This window comes from Brassicibacter mesophilus (assembly GCF_050433385.1).
GTDB classification, from domain to species: domain Bacteria; phylum Bacillota; class Clostridia; order Tissierellales; family Proteiniboraceae; genus Brassicibacter; species Brassicibacter mesophilus.
Map to the genome: position 1 here is coordinate 357,311 of NZ_JBNPXI010000001.1, position 15,840 is coordinate 373,150.

The 15,840-nt window shown below is 30.7% G+C and carries 15 protein-coding genes; 3 read left to right on the forward strand and 12 right to left on the reverse strand.

Translation table 11 applies throughout. The features are described 5' to 3' along the window. Positions 1 to 4: 4 nt before the first annotated feature. Genes HNR33_RS01785 through HNR33_RS01795 form a run of 3 tightly spaced genes read right to left on the reverse strand, consistent with a single transcriptional unit; the run spans position 5 to position 4,389 of the window. The gene (locus tag HNR33_RS01785) at positions 5 to 2,275 is read right to left on the reverse strand and encodes a transglutaminase TgpA family protein (RefSeq protein ID WP_429079359.1); all 2,271 of its coding nucleotides are present in this window, start codon (positions 2,273 to 2,275) and stop codon (positions 5 to 7) included. A 4-nt stretch (positions 2,276 to 2,279) separates the two neighbouring features. Beyond that, positions 2,280 to 3,458: a DUF58 domain-containing protein gene (locus HNR33_RS01790; RefSeq protein ID WP_429079361.1), complete on the reverse strand. Its 1,179-nt coding sequence runs from the start codon at positions 3,456 to 3,458 to the stop codon at positions 2,280 to 2,282. Beyond that, entirely contained in the window at positions 3,451 to 4,389 is a 939-nt protein-coding gene (locus HNR33_RS01795; RefSeq protein WP_429079362.1) for an AAA family ATPase, read from the reverse strand. The genes HNR33_RS01790 and HNR33_RS01795 overlap by 8 nt, the downstream gene beginning before the upstream one ends. Positions 4,390 to 5,038: 649 nt before the next feature. On the opposite strand from HNR33_RS01795, the gene HNR33_RS01800 reads away from it, so the two are divergent. Next, entirely contained in the window at positions 5,039 to 5,251 is a 213-nt protein-coding gene (locus tag HNR33_RS01800; RefSeq protein WP_429079364.1) for a hypothetical protein, read from the forward strand. Between the two features lie 93 nt (positions 5,252 to 5,344). Here HNR33_RS01800 and HNR33_RS01805 read toward each other — a convergent pair whose 3' ends face one another. The 4 genes from HNR33_RS01805 to HNR33_RS01820 all read right to left on the reverse strand — a co-directional run bounded on the left by HNR33_RS01805 (position 5,345) and on the right by HNR33_RS01820 (position 7,552). After that, entirely contained in the window at positions 5,345 to 5,764 is a 420-nt protein-coding gene (locus HNR33_RS01805; RefSeq protein ID WP_429079366.1) for a hypothetical protein, read from the reverse strand. Positions 5,765 to 5,968: 204 nt separating this feature from the next. Next, the gene (locus HNR33_RS01810; RefSeq protein ID WP_429079367.1) at positions 5,969 to 6,142 is read right to left on the reverse strand and encodes a hypothetical protein; all 174 of its coding nucleotides are present in this window, start codon (positions 6,140 to 6,142) and stop codon (positions 5,969 to 5,971) included. Between the two features lie 14 nt (positions 6,143 to 6,156). Next, complete coding sequence (locus HNR33_RS01815) at positions 6,157 to 6,759, reverse strand: TetR/AcrR family transcriptional regulator (RefSeq protein ID WP_429079369.1); 603 nt, start codon at positions 6,757 to 6,759, stop codon at positions 6,157 to 6,159. A gap of 88 nt (positions 6,760 to 6,847) precedes the next feature. After that, positions 6,848 to 7,552 carry a DUF6796 family protein gene (locus tag HNR33_RS01820; protein WP_429079371.1) on the reverse strand — a complete coding sequence of 235 codons (705 nt, stop codon included), beginning with the start codon at positions 7,550 to 7,552 and terminating at the stop codon, positions 6,848 to 6,850. A 911-nt stretch (positions 7,553 to 8,463) separates the two neighbouring features. Here HNR33_RS01820 and HNR33_RS01825 point away from each other — a divergent pair. Continuing rightward, the gene (locus HNR33_RS01825) at positions 8,464 to 8,922 is read left to right on the forward strand and encodes a hypothetical protein (protein ID WP_429079372.1); all 459 of its coding nucleotides are present in this window, start codon (positions 8,464 to 8,466) and stop codon (positions 8,920 to 8,922) included. Then, positions 8,871 to 9,068, forward strand: a complete 198-nt coding sequence (locus tag HNR33_RS01830; protein ID WP_429079374.1) for an SPASM domain-containing protein — start codon at positions 8,871 to 8,873, stop codon at positions 9,066 to 9,068. Before HNR33_RS01825 ends, HNR33_RS01830 begins: the two co-directional genes overlap by 52 nt. 215 nt (positions 9,069 to 9,283) lie before the next feature. Here the strand turns inward: HNR33_RS01830 and HNR33_RS01835 are convergent, their stop codons facing one another. The 5 genes from HNR33_RS01835 to HNR33_RS01855 form a co-directional block, all read right to left on the reverse strand. After that, positions 9,284 to 10,537 (reverse strand): heme ABC transporter ATP-binding protein, encoded by a 1,254-nt coding sequence (locus HNR33_RS01835; RefSeq protein ID WP_429079376.1) that lies wholly within the window; start codon positions 10,535 to 10,537, stop codon positions 9,284 to 9,286. A 17-nt stretch (positions 10,538 to 10,554) separates the two neighbouring features. Next, the gene (locus HNR33_RS01840; protein WP_429079378.1) at positions 10,555 to 11,607 is read right to left on the reverse strand and encodes a FecCD family ABC transporter permease; all 1,053 of its coding nucleotides are present in this window, start codon (positions 11,605 to 11,607) and stop codon (positions 10,555 to 10,557) included. A 110-nt stretch (positions 11,608 to 11,717) separates the two neighbouring features. Then, positions 11,718 to 12,683, reverse strand: a complete 966-nt coding sequence (locus HNR33_RS01845; RefSeq protein ID WP_429079380.1) for an ABC transporter substrate-binding protein — start codon at positions 12,681 to 12,683, stop codon at positions 11,718 to 11,720. Positions 12,684 to 12,812: 129 nt separating this feature from the next. Then, positions 12,813 to 14,126 (reverse strand): esterase/lipase family protein, encoded by a 1,314-nt coding sequence (locus HNR33_RS01850; protein ID WP_429079381.1) that lies wholly within the window; start codon positions 14,124 to 14,126, stop codon positions 12,813 to 12,815. A gap of 110 nt (positions 14,127 to 14,236) precedes the next feature. Beyond that, complete coding sequence (locus HNR33_RS01855) at positions 14,237 to 15,559, reverse strand: nucleobase:cation symporter-2 family protein (RefSeq protein ID WP_429079383.1); 1,323 nt, start codon at positions 15,557 to 15,559, stop codon at positions 14,237 to 14,239. Between the last annotated feature and the right edge of the window lie 281 nt (positions 15,560 to 15,840).

The following is a 15,840-nucleotide window of genomic DNA, read 5'->3' on the forward strand; positions in this document are numbered from 1 at the left end:
TTCTTTAGATGTTTTTTATTTGCCTAAGAGTAATTATATATTTATATATAGTTAATTTCAACAGTCCTACGTTTTTCTTTATATATTTCTCAATTTCACAAACAATAGAATATGCAATATTAGCTTCTTCAGAAGTGACTTTTTCATTACTATAGCATGCTTTGTTAAATATATAGGTTAATTGATTCAATCTATCACTTAATTCTAATATATCAAACTTATTACAATATTCATAAGCAGTCTCACTTGCTAATCTTTTTTTATTAAGCTTGCTTAGTAGTTTTTCAATATAACTATAATATTTTATAACTCTATTGTTATTATCTAAATGTTTCTCACTTCGCTTCAATAATATTACAAAAATTATTATAATTGAAATTAATGATACAAGTAAAAAAACAACAGCAGTTTTAATATATGATTTATACCTTAAGCTTTTCTTGACTGAATTGATATCTTTATTATTATCTACATCAACCTCAGCTACTTCATAATCTTCTAATCCTTCTAAGCTTTTCCTTTTTCTTGTTGAAAGATTTACTGATGATGGCTTTTCCTCAACCTCATTTTCATCAATTATTTTCTGCTCACTTAGCCATGTATTTGAAAATCCTGATGTAGGCTCAAAGGTCATCCACCCGTATCCATCAATATATACCTCTGTCCAAGCATGTGCATTTGAGCTGTAAACATTATATATTCCATCTTCATCTTTTTCAATTACTCTATATCCTTCTACATACCTAGAAGGAATTCCAATACACCTTGTTAGTACTGCCATTGATGAAGCATAGTAAGTGCAATATCCTTCTTTTAAATCGAATAAAAAATAATCAACAAAGTCACTATTATATGGCGTTGTTGGTGGAGTTAGTGTATATTTAAATACAGTCTTAAGATAATCTTCTATGGCTCTTACTTTATCATAATCACTGTTTCGATATTTTGTAATATTCTCTGCAAGCTTATATGTTCTTTCAGTAATTGTTTCTGGTAGCTGTAAGTACTTATCAAATCTATCCCCATCATTCTGTTTGTATTTCGACTTAGAAATCAGCTCCCAATCTATTTTTGGATTAATATAAGATACTGTATACGGCTGTTCTTTTAAAATAATATTATTTGTATATAGTTCAAATTCCTCTGTTGAATAATAAAAGTCATCTTCAAGTACAACCATTCGAGGTATATATGGGCTAAAAATAGTTGAAGTTGTAAGGTTTTTGTGTTTTATAGTAATTCTTTCAGTATCAAATTTACTTTGTTGCTCAGTTATAAACGATATTCTAGATTTTGAATACTGTCTATGTCCAATGTTTTCTGTTGTTTTCCAATAAGATCCTGTATAAAAATCTTTTACTCTACCTCTTAAATATAACGAGTTATCACTTTTCACCTCCATAACTAGCTCATTACTATTGTGTACTGGTCCACCTAGACGCTTTGGATCGTCTTGGAACTGAGTAAACGACATATCAAACACATTTTTCATTCCATAATTTGATGAACCCTTCTGGGAGTTTCTCCAGTTCACAAGCCATGGGAACGCTTCCTGTGCCTTATCATCTAGCCACCGCCATGATACAGGCTCTATGTCTTTAGGAAGTATAGCAGAAAATAATATCACTATCATACAAACAGTAATAGAATTTATTAAAACTCTCTTAAACATATTTTTAGAGACTCTCTTATTCTGTGATGCCCAAAGATATTCATACTCTTTATATTGCCTTACGGTGTAAAGCACCATTACAAAGAATATATAGAATCCATAGTACATCATTGCACTGTCTATAAAGTTTAACCATTCGTACAAATAGAACAATGTACCTAACATTATCAAGGGATAAGTTTTTCTAATCTTTATAACAAGCAGGAAGGCTATGAAAGACATCAAAAATGTTATTAATACAATTAGTATTGATAAATAAACATCATGAACAAAGGTAAGCTCCGAAATAAATCTGACTGTCCAGTTAATAAAATCATTCATCATATATATAAATGAATTATATAATATTTCATAATAGTTTTTAATAATAAAAAGAGCAATTAAAAATATAAGAGCTAAAGCTGGAAAAATTATCGGCTTTTTAAATACAATACTCCACCATAAAATAGATGCTATTGATGATACGAAAACTATTGCTAATACTTTAATACTGCTATCTACATCTAAAGATTCTAATAAGACTAGCGTCATAAAAAAGCTTATAAAAATAGCTATTACTATTTCATACTTAAATCTTTTTTCATAGCTGCTGTTATTGTCCATATCATCACCTCAACACTCTTGCAATATCATCTTCTATTCTAACCTGATATGCTTCAATTGCTGACTTCTCTAACAAAGCTATATTATTATACCAAGATTGTATTTTTTTAAAGTCAGCTACGCTAATTACCGCTACACTATGTCCTCTTTTCTTTAATGAAATTGCCAGTGTTACTAGTCTGTCATCTACTCTAGGGGTTATCATGATTATTGTATCTGATAACGGAAGTATCTTTTTTTCAAAATCAATTACATCCTTTAAACTTATATTCTTCTGTGGGGATATTGTGGTCAATAATTCTAAAAAGCCTTTAAAATTATTTAAGTTTTTACCATACATACTAATTCTACCTTCTGTATAAGTTGTAAATTCAATAGGTATATCTCTTGTTAAAGTATATTTAATTATGCTTATAGCACATTCAACTATCTTCTCTTCTACTAACCCATCTGCATCATCACAATATTTATCAAGATCAAAATCTACATATAGTCTGATTTTTATATTATTGTAAATATCATAGTTCTTAATAAACAGCTCTCCTTTTCTTGCTGTTACCTTCCAATTAATTCTTTTTAAGCTATCACCAACATGGTATTTTCTAATATCTCTAATACTCGAGTAGTCTTCATCATGCCCGGTGTTTGACTTTAATAACCCATAGCTTTCATTTCCCAAAAGCCTTAAATTACTTAGTTCATAAATTTTGGGATACACAGTTACCATAACATCATCTTTTAAACAAACAGTCTTATTGACTAAACTAAATATATCAGAAATAGTAATTTTAATATTGCCTAAATGGTAGATTCCTCTACGCTGACATTCTACTTCCTTTTTAACTTCAATCGTTTCAAATGGAAGCAAGGTTAATGCATCTTCATTTACTGTTCTTGAGAACAGCTTATGGGGAATATTATAATCAATCTCTACGTATGGTATAGGTAGCATACTGCTGTTATATATCTTATAACTTACTTCAACACTTGTATCCCGTTCAACTGTATTTGTGTTTATCCAGCACAGCCCTACTAGCTGATTGCTAACATTTTTAACTGAAAAATACGAATATGCGGCTATTGATGAAACTATGAAAAACATGAAATAAAAAAATCTTCCTCCAACTAATAATGCAAATACTAAACACAATATTAATATAATGACAAGTAATCTTTTATTCATCTCGTTTCACCATTGGAACAGGTGCTCTAGCAAGTATGTTGTTTAATACGCTTACCTCATCAACAGCTCTTATTCTTGATTCAGCTTTCATTATTATCCTGTGACTTAAAACAGGAATGGTCATTTCCTTTACATCATCAGGTATTACATATTTTCTATTATTAATGTACGCCAATCCTTTTGCAGCTTTATATAATGAAATAGACCCTCTTGGACTTACGCCTAAAGCAATATTTTCGTCACCTCTCGTTCTTGTGATAATATCTATAATGTAGTTCTCAATAGATTCATCTACATATATGTTTTCAATTTCTTCTTGCATTTCTAATATGTCTTCTACCGTTAAGACAGATTTAATATAGTTTAATAAATTTTCACCTTTGTATCTTCTAATTATCATTTTTTCACTCATTCTATCAGGATAACCTATAGATAGTCTCATCATGAATCTATCTAGTTGAGCCTCAGGCAGAGGAAATGTTCCTTCATATTCAATGGGATTTTGAGTTGCAAGCACTATAAACGGTCTTGGAAGAAGATATGTGTTTCCATCTACTGTTACTTTTCCTTCCTGCATAGCCTCTAATAGACTTGACTGGGTTTTCGGAGATGTTCTGTTAATCTCGTCTGCCAAGATGATATTATTAAATATAGGTCCGCTCTTAAATTCAAATTCACCATTCTTCTGGTTGTATATAGAAATCCCTGTAACATCTGATGGTAATAAATCTGGTGTAAATTGAATCCTATTAAATGACATATCAAGTGATTTTGCTAATGAATATACCATTGTTGTTTTGCCGACACCTGGAACATCTTCAAGTAGTATGTGTCCATTGCATAATACACAGATAATAATCTTCTTAGTAACATTCTCTTTTCCAATTATAGCTTTACTCATATTATGTATTAGGACGTCGATACTTTTCATGGTATTCCTCCTTGTTGTTTGCGAATATTTTTAATTTTCAGATTTATTTTATTTCTATATAAATACTCATAATTCCTCTTTAAAATTATTAAGATTGCGTAATATAACATATGAAAAATTTATCATTTTATTAAATAATAATCATCTTCTCATGTAATATTTTAATGTTTACTATATTAATTTATGGCATATTATGGTGCAGTAGATGTAATTAGTAAAACATTATGCTTTTAGAAGGTGATTTAATTAATAAAGAATTATAGAACTGCTACTTTATGCGTATTGATGTTTTTTTCTATTCATTAGCTACAATAAGGAGCAAAAGAATAGCAGCACTTATAAATTAGAGAGTATAGGCAAAAAAAAGATAGATTTACAATAGAGCAAGCTCAAAAACTGCTTTATGGCTACTCTTCAGAAGCTAAAGATATTTCATTAAATCTTTCACATTTAGGTAATGATGAAAACGGAGGGTATATGTTTGATACTAAGCCTAAAGAAAACATTAACATTCATGGTGATCATATTACTTGTGTGATAGCCCCTTACAATAGTACCGTCTATGACTATATTAGTAATCACTTGAAAACTAATTTATTTGTTGACAAAAATAATTTGAATATAATTAGAAGAGTCCAAAATTGCAGAGTTGTTAACGAAGTATCTTATAAAAGAAAATCCAGAACAAAGTATTATCAACTCATCAGGATATGCTTTTGGTTATTTAATTATGACTCATTGGATACCACAGCCAAATAATAAAAATAAAATTATAAGAGAGTACAAAGTTGATACTATTACAGGATATATATTTGATTATAGTACAGATGAATATTTGGGGATTATAAAAGAGGAAAAATAGATTTTTTATATAGAATGCTTCAATGGTTTCGCAAAATTATCTTAGCTATAATGCCTGCTTTATTTTACTACAATTCTCAGTAATCTTTTAATTTTATTTTTTTACATGTGCATATATAAACTTATATTTTTCACTAAGCTTTTTCATATCATTATAAAAATTTTCGTTTTCTATCTTATCTATATTGAAAGTATACTTTTCATCATTTATATATATGTACATATTTCTTTTTGATCCTAAAGCAGCACTAGTTATCCTAATTTCACCTATCTCAATTTTATCTATATCATCTAGCTTAATTACTTTTATTTTTCTAAATAAGCTATAAAACTCTATTTCTTCATCATAAATAACTATTTTATAATCATTAAATATAATAAAAGAACACACTATACCAAATAAATAGATAATCCAGAAATATTCTCCGAAAACAGATTTAATTATAGATGCAACAATAATGAGAAATACTATAAATAACACAAGGTCTTTAAATACAGTATATTTTTTATTCATAATTGATCAGAGGGATTACACCTAATTGTTATCTCTCTGAACATCCTCCTCTCTACTAAATTATATTTTTCAAAATAATGAATAGTTTTAATAACTACAACAGTTATTTCTATATTTCATTTTAAATACCTTTTGATTATAATCAATAACAGAATAATCTAATGACTGTAATACTATATCTATTTTCTTACTAGCTTATTGAATTTACCTAGTCGACTTTTTCCTCAGTCTATCTTGTAAATCATTGTAGTACAGACCTATGATTATGATTTGAAGTCTTATATAATCTGCAAAGATTGTTAGAATAGTTAACATCCGCATTATATCATCATTTTTTACAGGGTTCAATCCACTATAACCTTCACTGCACTTTCCCATTATAGACAGTGGACCTATTTGCCTAATCCATTTTCCATAAAATCAATATAATGCAAGTAATATTCTTTTATAACATGGTTATTTTCACTGGATATCTCAATGCCTTGAGAATAAACATAATCTAAAAAAATCGGAATCATATAGGTTACTATTGATACAACGAATTCTTCTGGAAGGTCTTTTCTTATGATACCCTTTTTAATATTATTTTTTATTAGATTCACGTAATACTCGTTTGTCGTATATTCCATCTTTTCATATACTTTTTTCTTGATGCCTTCATTAGTACCTTTTCTTGCCTGAATACAAAACATGGTAAATTCAGGATAAACTAAAGAAAAATCTAGTGATTTATCAATTTGCTGTCTTAGTAAAGAGAAAATTGAGTCTGCTTTAGGTTGTTCTTGTAGTTTTTCTCTTTTCTTGAAAAATCTTATTTTTTCATCTATAATTAAATCCACAATATGAAAATAGAGTTCTTCTTTATTTTTAAAATAATGGTAAAATACACCCTTACTGGTTTTTGATTCCTTTATAATCGTATTAATGGATACATGGTCATAATCATTATGACAAAACTCCTTTAACGCCACTTGAACAATATCATCTTTTCTCATATCAACCTTCCTTTTTTAGTTAAGCTTATTGCACCAATAAGATATTGAATGCTTTACATAATATAGTCATTATACTATAATGAAACAATTATTCTCCTCTATAATTCCACATTTTTATCGTCACTAATAGAAATAATGCTGCATTTCCTTTATTAATGGCACCTGGTGTTAGATATACAAATAGACCCGGAGCAATTTTCAAACCGATCATGCCTATAATTAAGAATACTAAAGGATTCAAAAAAGCTGTCCAACGCTTTAATTGTGTTTTGCCTCTTATTATATGTACAAACAAAATACTAGGTGCAATGAACCATGTTACAGTGTAATGAATCAAGAATACCGGTAAAATTGTTTTGGTAATTTCTCCTTCTATGAGCAACTTCATTAATTCATGATTGAATCCATTGGCTATACCAAATTTATAGATAATGGCATTCATGCTCATTAAGCCATGGATTAAAGGTGATCCCATGATAACCCCATAAGAAAATAATATAAAAAGTATCAAAGCTGTTTTTTTGTTGGTCTTGCTTAATACTTTATATAAAAGCCAAAAACCCAGTATATAGAGGGGGATTAGAAAAGCGCAGAGATAAATGGATGTAGAAAACCTCCAATGAGCCATGTTCACCCAGCCTGTTTCTATAATTGAACTGGTAGAAACACCGTATTCCTCATTAAATTCCAGTATAAAATCGGCAAAAGAAATAAGTAATGCAGCAATAAATGAACTGATTCCCATAAATCGATATAGGTATCTTTTATTGTTGATAAGACTTGTTAAACACATAAAATCATCTCCTTCATTTCAATTAGACCACTAAGTCTAGTCCACGTGGTCTATTTTACTATGATTATCTGCTTTTGTCAATAATTATTTTTTCGCTAAATTGAGTAGAAGGTAGCTGATTAGTTCAGTTACCGACCTCTCAGTCAAGTAAGTAAGAGGAATTTGACCTCGAACTACAAAACCGTATGTAAAAATATCCCTTCATACAACCCTATCATTCACCTTTTAAACTCACCTAAAGTTACACATAGCCACTTCACAATCCATCTTTCTATAACCTCATCATGTATCTCATAGTGGATGGTCATATCTTCGAAAATAGTTAATCAAACCTCTAATAACCATACTTCTGAAATTATCTGAATTGTACTTCCACGTTCTTTCTCTTGCTGTTCCTATCGCATCGAGTGCTGATTTCTCTGAGCAATATCCATATGAATCTTCATGAAATATCGGTTCAACTTTTCTTTATACATACATTCTGGCTACCATTTGAGCCACTCTGTCAGCTATTGTTGGTACACCCAGTCTCATGACTCCACCATTTTTCTTAGGTTTCTCTACTGTCAAAACTGTTGCTGGCAGTAGCTGCCTGAACTCACTCGATTCTAGGTTTTGTACAAGTCTTCTTCAAACTTATGGAAAGTGATTCCATATTTCCATTACAGAAACTTCATCACTACTATGAATGTCTCAGCCCCTGAAAAGTACCTCTCTACTTTCTACCTCTCCTTATATATATAGAATCCAAATCCTAGAATTTTTATTTTCCTATATATCCTACCGTCGTCTTTTCTTTGTTCACTCGTAGAAAACGACTACCCCCTAGTTTTGATGGAATTTCTACGCTTTCGACATTTCCGTAAGTGGTTCACTTAGTCATTCATCTGATTCTAAATTATTATCCAAATATGACTTTTAGATCGACCTTTAATCGCGATAACGTCGTTCAATTCTTTCATAATCATAAGTTCTCTATCGAAAATGGATACAATAACGCATTTAACATAGTTAATGTTTTCTCTCAATGGAGCGAGAGTGAAAAAGAAGAACTAAAAAAACAAGTGCACCTTTTAGGAGAATATTATATTGAACTAACTAGAAACGGAAGAAAAGTATCTTTTTCGCCTTTTAATGAAATATTTTATAAAATAAATCGTATTGAAGATGCTAGAAAAAAAGAAGATTTTAAAAGTAAAAAGGTTAATATATTAGGATTTTGCAGGTGTGGAATTGATGCTAGTAAATTTGCAAGTGTAGGGACTGATGATACTCTATGCAGTTGTAAAAAAATGGTAGGTAGTAAAGCAAAAGTGATATGTTTATTATTGGTGATATATATAATGGTGAGGATAACAATGCTAGACTAAATCTCATAAGAAAGTTTGATCAAAGAAAAGTGGTCTGTAGTGATAGGGCTGATAAATGTAGCAGCTGTAAATTTGACCCTGTATGTGATGGAGCTTGCTTAATTAATAATTATTTTGTAACAGGATATTTAAACGTTATGCCATAAGAAATATGCTATAATTATAGCATACTTCTTGATGAGACTTCTTGATAAAGCTATAAGAGTTAATGAGATATTAAAAAAAATAGGTATAAACCCAGCATACTCAAACAGGAAATAATGTAAATAGTGATCATCCGGTGCATCCATTTAATACATTATAAAGAAAAACACAATTATAAATGATGTACCGGATTTTTGTATTTTCAAATCTTCCATAGTTATATTACTTCTAGCAGTCTCTCTACACTATTAACTACAACAAGTCCCTTTTCCTTCATCATTTCTATCAGTTTCTTAGCATTTCCTTCAACATAATCAAATTGATCATATCTATCATATTGATCAATTAGAAGTACACTTTTCCCGAGCTCAAGACCATGTTGAGCAGCTTGAAGGTTTTTTATGTTTCCATTACCATAAGGAACACTTGTAAGCACAATTACATCACTTTTGCTTATTTCTTCAATATTCCTCGAATAAGATAATGGAGTTATTTCTGAAAATGGGGTCTCCTCTACTATCTTAAGCGATAGCTTTTTACTTAAATCCCAATCGCTATCCCCTATGTTTACAACTCCTACAGAAATATCATATCCTTTCATTTCCAATGTTGTGATGACTTCGCTTCCTGTACCCCCACCACATATTATATGCACTCTCTTATTTGATACTTTCTCATGAATATGTTTATTTGAACATAATGGTATTATATGAGGACTATTTGTAAATAGATTATGATTGATAAGCATATTCATTTCATATGCTTTTTCCATGTTTTCAGAAGTTATTACATCTTCAGGAGTTCCAATATCAAGTATTTCGCCATCCTTAAGCAGAACTAGCTTATCACTGTATCTTGCAGCTAGGTTGATATCATGTATTACTATCAATAGTGTCATCTTATTCTGCTTATTTAACTCTTTTAAGAAATTCAAGACTTCCATCTGATGATTAATATCTAAATGAGATGTAGGTTCATCTAGTAAAATTATGTCCGGCTGTTGTGCTAGTGCTCGTGCAATTATTACTCTTTGTCTTTCTCCACCACTTAGTTCGCTTATTTTTCTATCTCTTAACCCTAAAGTGTCAGTAAGCTTCAGTGCTTCTTTTGTAATTCTAAAATCTTCTTCTGTTTCCCTTTCAAATCTACTTAAATATGGACTTCTACCCATTAGTACAATATCAAAAACAGTAAAATCAAAATCTATAAATGTATCCTGAGGAACAACTGCAACCTTCTTAGCTAGTTCCTTTGTTTTATGATCATTTATTTTTTTGCCTTCTATAAAAATATCTCCACTCTTAGGCTTATTGATATTAGTAATACATTTTAACAAAGTAGACTTGCCAGAGCCATTAGGACCTATTATACTTACAAACTCTCCTTCTTTTACTTCAAAGGAAATGTCTTTTAAAATCAAGTTACTACTATATTCAAAGCTAAGGGCTTTTATCTCTAGTTTTGAATTCATCTAATTCACTCCTGACCCTAGATATTGTTTTTTGACTTTCTCAAAAGATAAATAAAAAATGGTCCTCCAAATAACGCGGTTATTATGCCTACCGGTACCTCCGTTGGAGATATTATAGTTCTAGCTATTGAATCTGCAAATATCATAAAAATCCCACCAACAAATATTGCTGAAGGCATTAAAATTCTGTGGTCAGGACCAACAATTAACCTAACTGTATGAGGTATAATGAGTCCCACAAAACCTATAATCCCGCTGACTGAAACTGCTATAGCTGTAATTGTCGAACAAACTAGTAGCATAAATATCTTAACCTTCTCTACCTCAATACCAAGGTTTTGGGCAGATTCTTCTCCAAGCAACAGTACATTTAAATCTCTTGAAAAAAAGTTTAAAACGATTAGCAAAGTAAGTATTGGGATAGCGATAGGAAGAAGCTCATCCCATCCTTTACCTGAGAAGCTTCCTAAAGTCCAATAAATTATCTTTTGCATATCTTTCGTATATATTACCATTAGGAATGAAAGAATCGCAGTTAAAAATTGTCCTATTGCTATTCCTGACAAAAGCAATGTTGTTACTGGAACCTTGTTTTTTACTCTAGATATTAAATAGACAATAAATGTTGTCACTACAGAACCAATAAAAGCACCTAAGGTAATCATAGAAACAGGTATGCTTTCAAATCTTGCTCCAGTGATTATTACTATACCTGCACCTAAGGCAGCACCAGATGATATTCCTATTACATATGGATCTGCCATTGGATTTTTAAACATCCCTTGAAAAACAGTACCTACACTTGATAGTGCAGCACCTACAATAACGCCTAATAATACTCTTGGTATTCTGATATTTAAAATGATAATTTGGTGGGTCTTTGGTATGTCACTTATATCAACAAATCTGTTTATAATCGGTATTTTAGACATAACAATTCTGATTGTATCTTTTACGGTAATATTAGCAGAACCAACAGTAGCAAAAAAGGCAACGCTTATGAATAATACAACAAAGAGAATTATTATAATAATATTCCACTTAGTTTTTCTACTTAGTTTTAAAATCATACCTATCCCTACTTTGCATATTAATTATGAATATTTTTATTAGCGGTTTATATATTAATTTTAGGGGTTCAAAAGACTGAACCCCTAAATATCTTAAAATAAGTTATTCTCTATTTTTTAAATAGCTCTGGATGAATACTTTTAGCTATTAATTCTAATCCATCAACTATTCTTGGACCAGGTCTAGATATAATGTTTGGTTCTAAAATATAAACTCTATCGTTTTTTATAGCATTTATTATGTCATACCCTTGCCTTGATTTAATAGACTCTACAGTTTTATTTTCACTGTCTTTGGCCGTTATATAAACGTCTGGGTTTCTTTCTATCATCTGCTCTACATCAAATTGAGCATACGCACTTTGAGCATCTTTTGCTATATTATCTCCGCCAGCTAAGGTAATAAGCTCGTCTAAAAATGATCCTGGACCCGCTGCCATTAATGGTTCATCCCATACTTCATAAAACACCTTTACCTTTTCGGCTTTACTAACCCTATTTACAATATATTCTTTTTTGCTCATCATATCTACAGTGACCATTGTAGCTGCTATTTTGCTATTAGTAATATCTCCTATTTTCTCAATTACTGATATGACTTCATCAATAGATTCAGGTTCATAACTTAAAAGAGTAATACCCGCATCACGTATTTTTTTATTTGACTCTTCACTTCCAGAACCATACTGAATAACTAAGTCAGGATTTAGTTCAATAATCTTTTCAACATTAACAGTCATTGAATCTCCTACTTTTTCCTTCGCCTTAGCTTCTTCAGGATAATCACAGTATGTAGTAACTCCAACCACACTATCTCCTAATCCTAATTTAAATAGTATCTCAGTGTGACTTGGAGCTAATGAAATAATTCTTGAAGGCTGTTTCTCTATTGTCGCTTTATATCCAAAATCGTCTTCAACCTCCAATGGATATAGCTGAGCACCTTCTTCTGTTATATTCTGATTTTCATCATTTTTAATAGGTTCTTCCTCTTCTTTTATACAGCCAGTAAAAGTTCCTATAATCAATGATAGAACTAATAACAACACAACTGATTTTTTTAAGCTATAGTTCATTTTCATGCTCCTTTCATCATTTTGACTTACTTTAGTAATTTTATAAAAAATATCATATGTCACATTTAATAATAGCAAATCCTTTTTTATTGTTCAAGCTTGCATAGTAATACATACTGAAATTTAATCTTACAAAGTCAAAACTAATTTACTTTTTATAGTTTTATCACTTATCTTAGTTATCTTATTATTTTTTTCTCCGCAAAGTATTAGTACATGAGACTCTTTATCTTTTTCAGGGTAAATTTTTAAATCTATTTCATTTTCAGTTATAGATTTAAGCATCACCCAATAAATATTCTCACCAACTTTGCGTACTATATAACTATCATTCACTGTAAATTTCCCTTTATTAATGCTTATTTTTTTATTATCGACAGCTATCTGTATTTCAGATATATTGTCAGCCAAAATACTGTATATTTTAGCCACCCTGTCTTTTTCTATCCGCATATTGCTTTCTTCAGTTTTGCGCATTAAAATATTTGCGATTATTTCCTTTGAATCCGTCAAAATATTCATATGATCACCATTAATATATTTAATTCTGCCTGCAAAACTTTGAGCGCTCTTACAAGTTACGGTTCCATCTCCATATAGCGTCTCAACTGAATGCAATGGTTTTCCGTCTTTCCAAGTATTACAGTTAGAGTTAAAGTTTTTAACATATATTTGATAATTAGTTTTTACACTTGATCCGACTATAAGATAGGTCTTTATTCCATATCTATATATTAGATTAGCTTTTTTATTGAGTGAGTTCAGTAAGTCGTTTCTGATACTCATTTTACTAATAGGAATGTATCTATCAAGTTTGTTATCTTCTTTTAAAATTAAATAGTCTCCATTTTCATAGCTAGGAAGTAGTTCTTCAACTACCGGAAAAAGCCCTCGAAGTATTTCTAGATTACACCTGGTCCCATGAATAAGCTTAAATATCCACAAAAATCCTGCTTTTAATAATCTGTAGAACACATTATTTTCTATCTTATCATATGGGAGCATTCCTCCACTCCAAAAATAGTAAGCATTTATTGAGCCACAATTAGGTGTTCCAATCATTATTAGTTTTTGTACATCATGTTTATATAATTGTGTTTGTATATATGATCTTGCTACAATTCCACCCATACTATGACATATCAAGTTTACCTTATGTTTTCCTGTAGTATCTTTTGCTTTTTTTATGACTGGTATCAGATATTTTTCTGCACTATATATATTCTTTTTTCTCCAATCATAGTGGGCAACAAACAAATCCTTTCCTTCTTTGTAACCCATATCTTCTAAATTGTCGATCAGCGGCCTATAAATATATTCTGACATACCAAAATCAAAATCCCCGGTACCAGGGATTATATCTCTTCCCATAGAACCAAAAAGGCCAGGAATAAATACAACAGGATTTTCATCTTTAACATTTAATTTTCTTCTATAAAACATATCTTCACTTCCCCAACTTTATATATTATTATTTTATGTAAAGCTCATATATTGGGGAACTACATAAAAAAACAGAAGACCTTTAAAATTGGCCTTCTGTACTAACTCACTTATTTATCTTTAGGTAGCACTGTATTTAACAACAATGCCGCAAATGTTCCAGTAGTGATTCCTGATTCTAGAATTGTTTTAACTGCTTGAGGAAAATGATCTAAAATCGCAGGTCTAAAAGCAACTGCAAGACCTAATCCTAGTGAAACTGCTATAACTAACATATTTCTTCTTGTCAATTCAACTTCTTTTAGTATCTTAATACCACCTACTGCTATTGTTCCAAACATTATAATCCCTGCTCCACCTAGTACAGGATTTGGCATAATTGCAACTAATGCACCTAATTTAGGGAAAATACCTGCTAACATTAAGATAATACCTGCAATTATTACAACAAATCTACTTGCTACTCCAGTAATAGGTATAATACCAACGTTTTGACTGAATGATGTATTTGGTCCAGCATTAAATATACCTGCAAAGAAGCTGCCAACACCATCTGCTAGTAAACCTCCTCCTAGCTCTTCACTAGTTATTTCATGTTCGCTTGCCTCTGCAACTGCCATTAAGTCTCCAACTGTCTCAACAGTTGTAACTAAATAAGCTGGTATAAATGCTATAATTGCTGGTATACTAAACTTAATTCCATATTTGAATGGCATAGGAATTGCTGCCCAAGAAGCATTACTCACTGCTGATAAGTCTAATAATCCCATTGGTATTGATATTAAATAACCACAAATAATACCGATTAAAATTGATGCTGAACTGATAAAACCTTTTCCCCATTGATTTAAAACTATTACAATAACCATTACAATACCTGCTAACAAAAGATTCTGTAAACTACCATATGTTGGTGAACCAAATCCTCCAGCTGCCCAGTCTACTGAAACCGGCAATATAGTTAATCCTATAAGAGTAACTACTGTACCTGTAACAACTGGTGGGAAGATTCTCATAAGAGGTTTTATAAATCTACTTAAAATAACTTCAACAAATGCAGCTATCATTGAAGCACCAAACATTCCTTGTAATCCAAACGCACTGCCTACTGCTATAGATGGTCCCACGAAAGTAAAGTCTGTACCCATGATACATGGTAGTCTTGAACCAACTGGCCCTATCCCGTAAGCTTGTATTATTGTAGCTAATCCAGCCATAAACAATGCGGCATTTACCAAAAATGTCATGTCATCGATCGGTAAACCTAGTGCACCACCTACTACTAAAGGAACTGCTACTATTCCACTAAAAGCAGCAACTATGTGCTGAATCGCTAGTGGAATCGCTACACCTAGAGAAGGCTTGTCATCAATCTTGTACCTTAATGAGCTTGTTTCTGTTTTTTTGATAGGTTCTTTAGCAATACTTGCCATACTATCCCTCCATTTTGGATTGCGTATTATTTTATAATTACTTCATATGAGTTCTATTTCCCTACTAATTTACCTTTGTATTTAATTTATGAACATTATTCATTGAAAATAATAATTTTTTTCTTTTATTTTACTTTATGTGGGTTGATGTTACTAATTTGTAAATTATTTGATTTACTGTTTGTGTTTTTTTTACAAATAAAACAAATACATCTTGATTCTTGAGAACGTTTTCCTGTTATTTTTTTATAATTTGTGTATATTTTACAATGTTTTTTAAT

Bases quoted from the DNA above. Each gene is read 5' to 3' on its own strand.
- HNR33_RS01785 (WP_429079359.1), bottom strand. From the start codon at position 2,275: ATGGACAATAACAGCAGCTATGAAAAAAGATTTAAGTATGAAATAGTA.
- HNR33_RS01830 (WP_429079374.1), top strand. From the start codon at position 8,871: ATGTTTATTATTGGTGATATATATAATGGTGAGGATAACAATGCTAGA.
- HNR33_RS01855 (WP_429079383.1), bottom strand. From the start codon at position 15,559: ATGGCAAGTATTGCTAAAGAACCTATCAAAAAAACAGAAACAAGCTCA.
- HNR33_RS01815 (WP_429079369.1), bottom strand. From the start codon at position 6,759: ATGAGAAAAGATGATATTGTTCAAGTGGCGTTAAAGGAGTTTTGTCAT.
- HNR33_RS01825 (WP_429079372.1), top strand. From the start codon at position 8,464: ATGACTTTTAGATCGACCTTTAATCGCGATAACGTCGTTCAATTCTTT.
- HNR33_RS01820 (WP_429079371.1), bottom strand. From the start codon at position 7,552: ATGTGTTTAACAAGTCTTATCAACAATAAAAGATACCTATATCGATTT.
- HNR33_RS01835 (WP_429079376.1), bottom strand. From the start codon at position 10,537: ATGAATTCAAAACTAGAGATAAAAGCCCTTAGCTTTGAATATAGTAGT.
- HNR33_RS01850 (WP_429079381.1), bottom strand. From the start codon at position 14,126: ATGTTTTATAGAAGAAAATTAAATGTTAAAGATGAAAATCCTGTTGTA.
- HNR33_RS01810 (WP_429079367.1), bottom strand. From the start codon at position 6,142: ATGGGAAAGTGCAGTGAAGGTTATAGTGGATTGAACCCTGTAAAAAAT.
- HNR33_RS01805 (WP_429079366.1), bottom strand. From the start codon at position 5,764: ATGAATAAAAAATATACTGTATTTAAAGACCTTGTGTTATTTATAGTA.
- HNR33_RS01795 (WP_429079362.1), bottom strand. From the start codon at position 4,389: ATGAAAAGTATCGACGTCCTAATACATAATATGAGTAAAGCTATAATT.
- HNR33_RS01845 (WP_429079380.1), bottom strand. From the start codon at position 12,683: ATGAACTATAGCTTAAAAAAATCAGTTGTGTTGTTATTAGTTCTATCA.
- HNR33_RS01840 (WP_429079378.1), bottom strand. From the start codon at position 11,607: ATGATTTTAAAACTAAGTAGAAAAACTAAGTGGAATATTATTATAATA.
- HNR33_RS01790 (WP_429079361.1), bottom strand. From the start codon at position 3,458: ATGAATAAAAGATTACTTGTCATTATATTAATATTGTGTTTAGTATTT.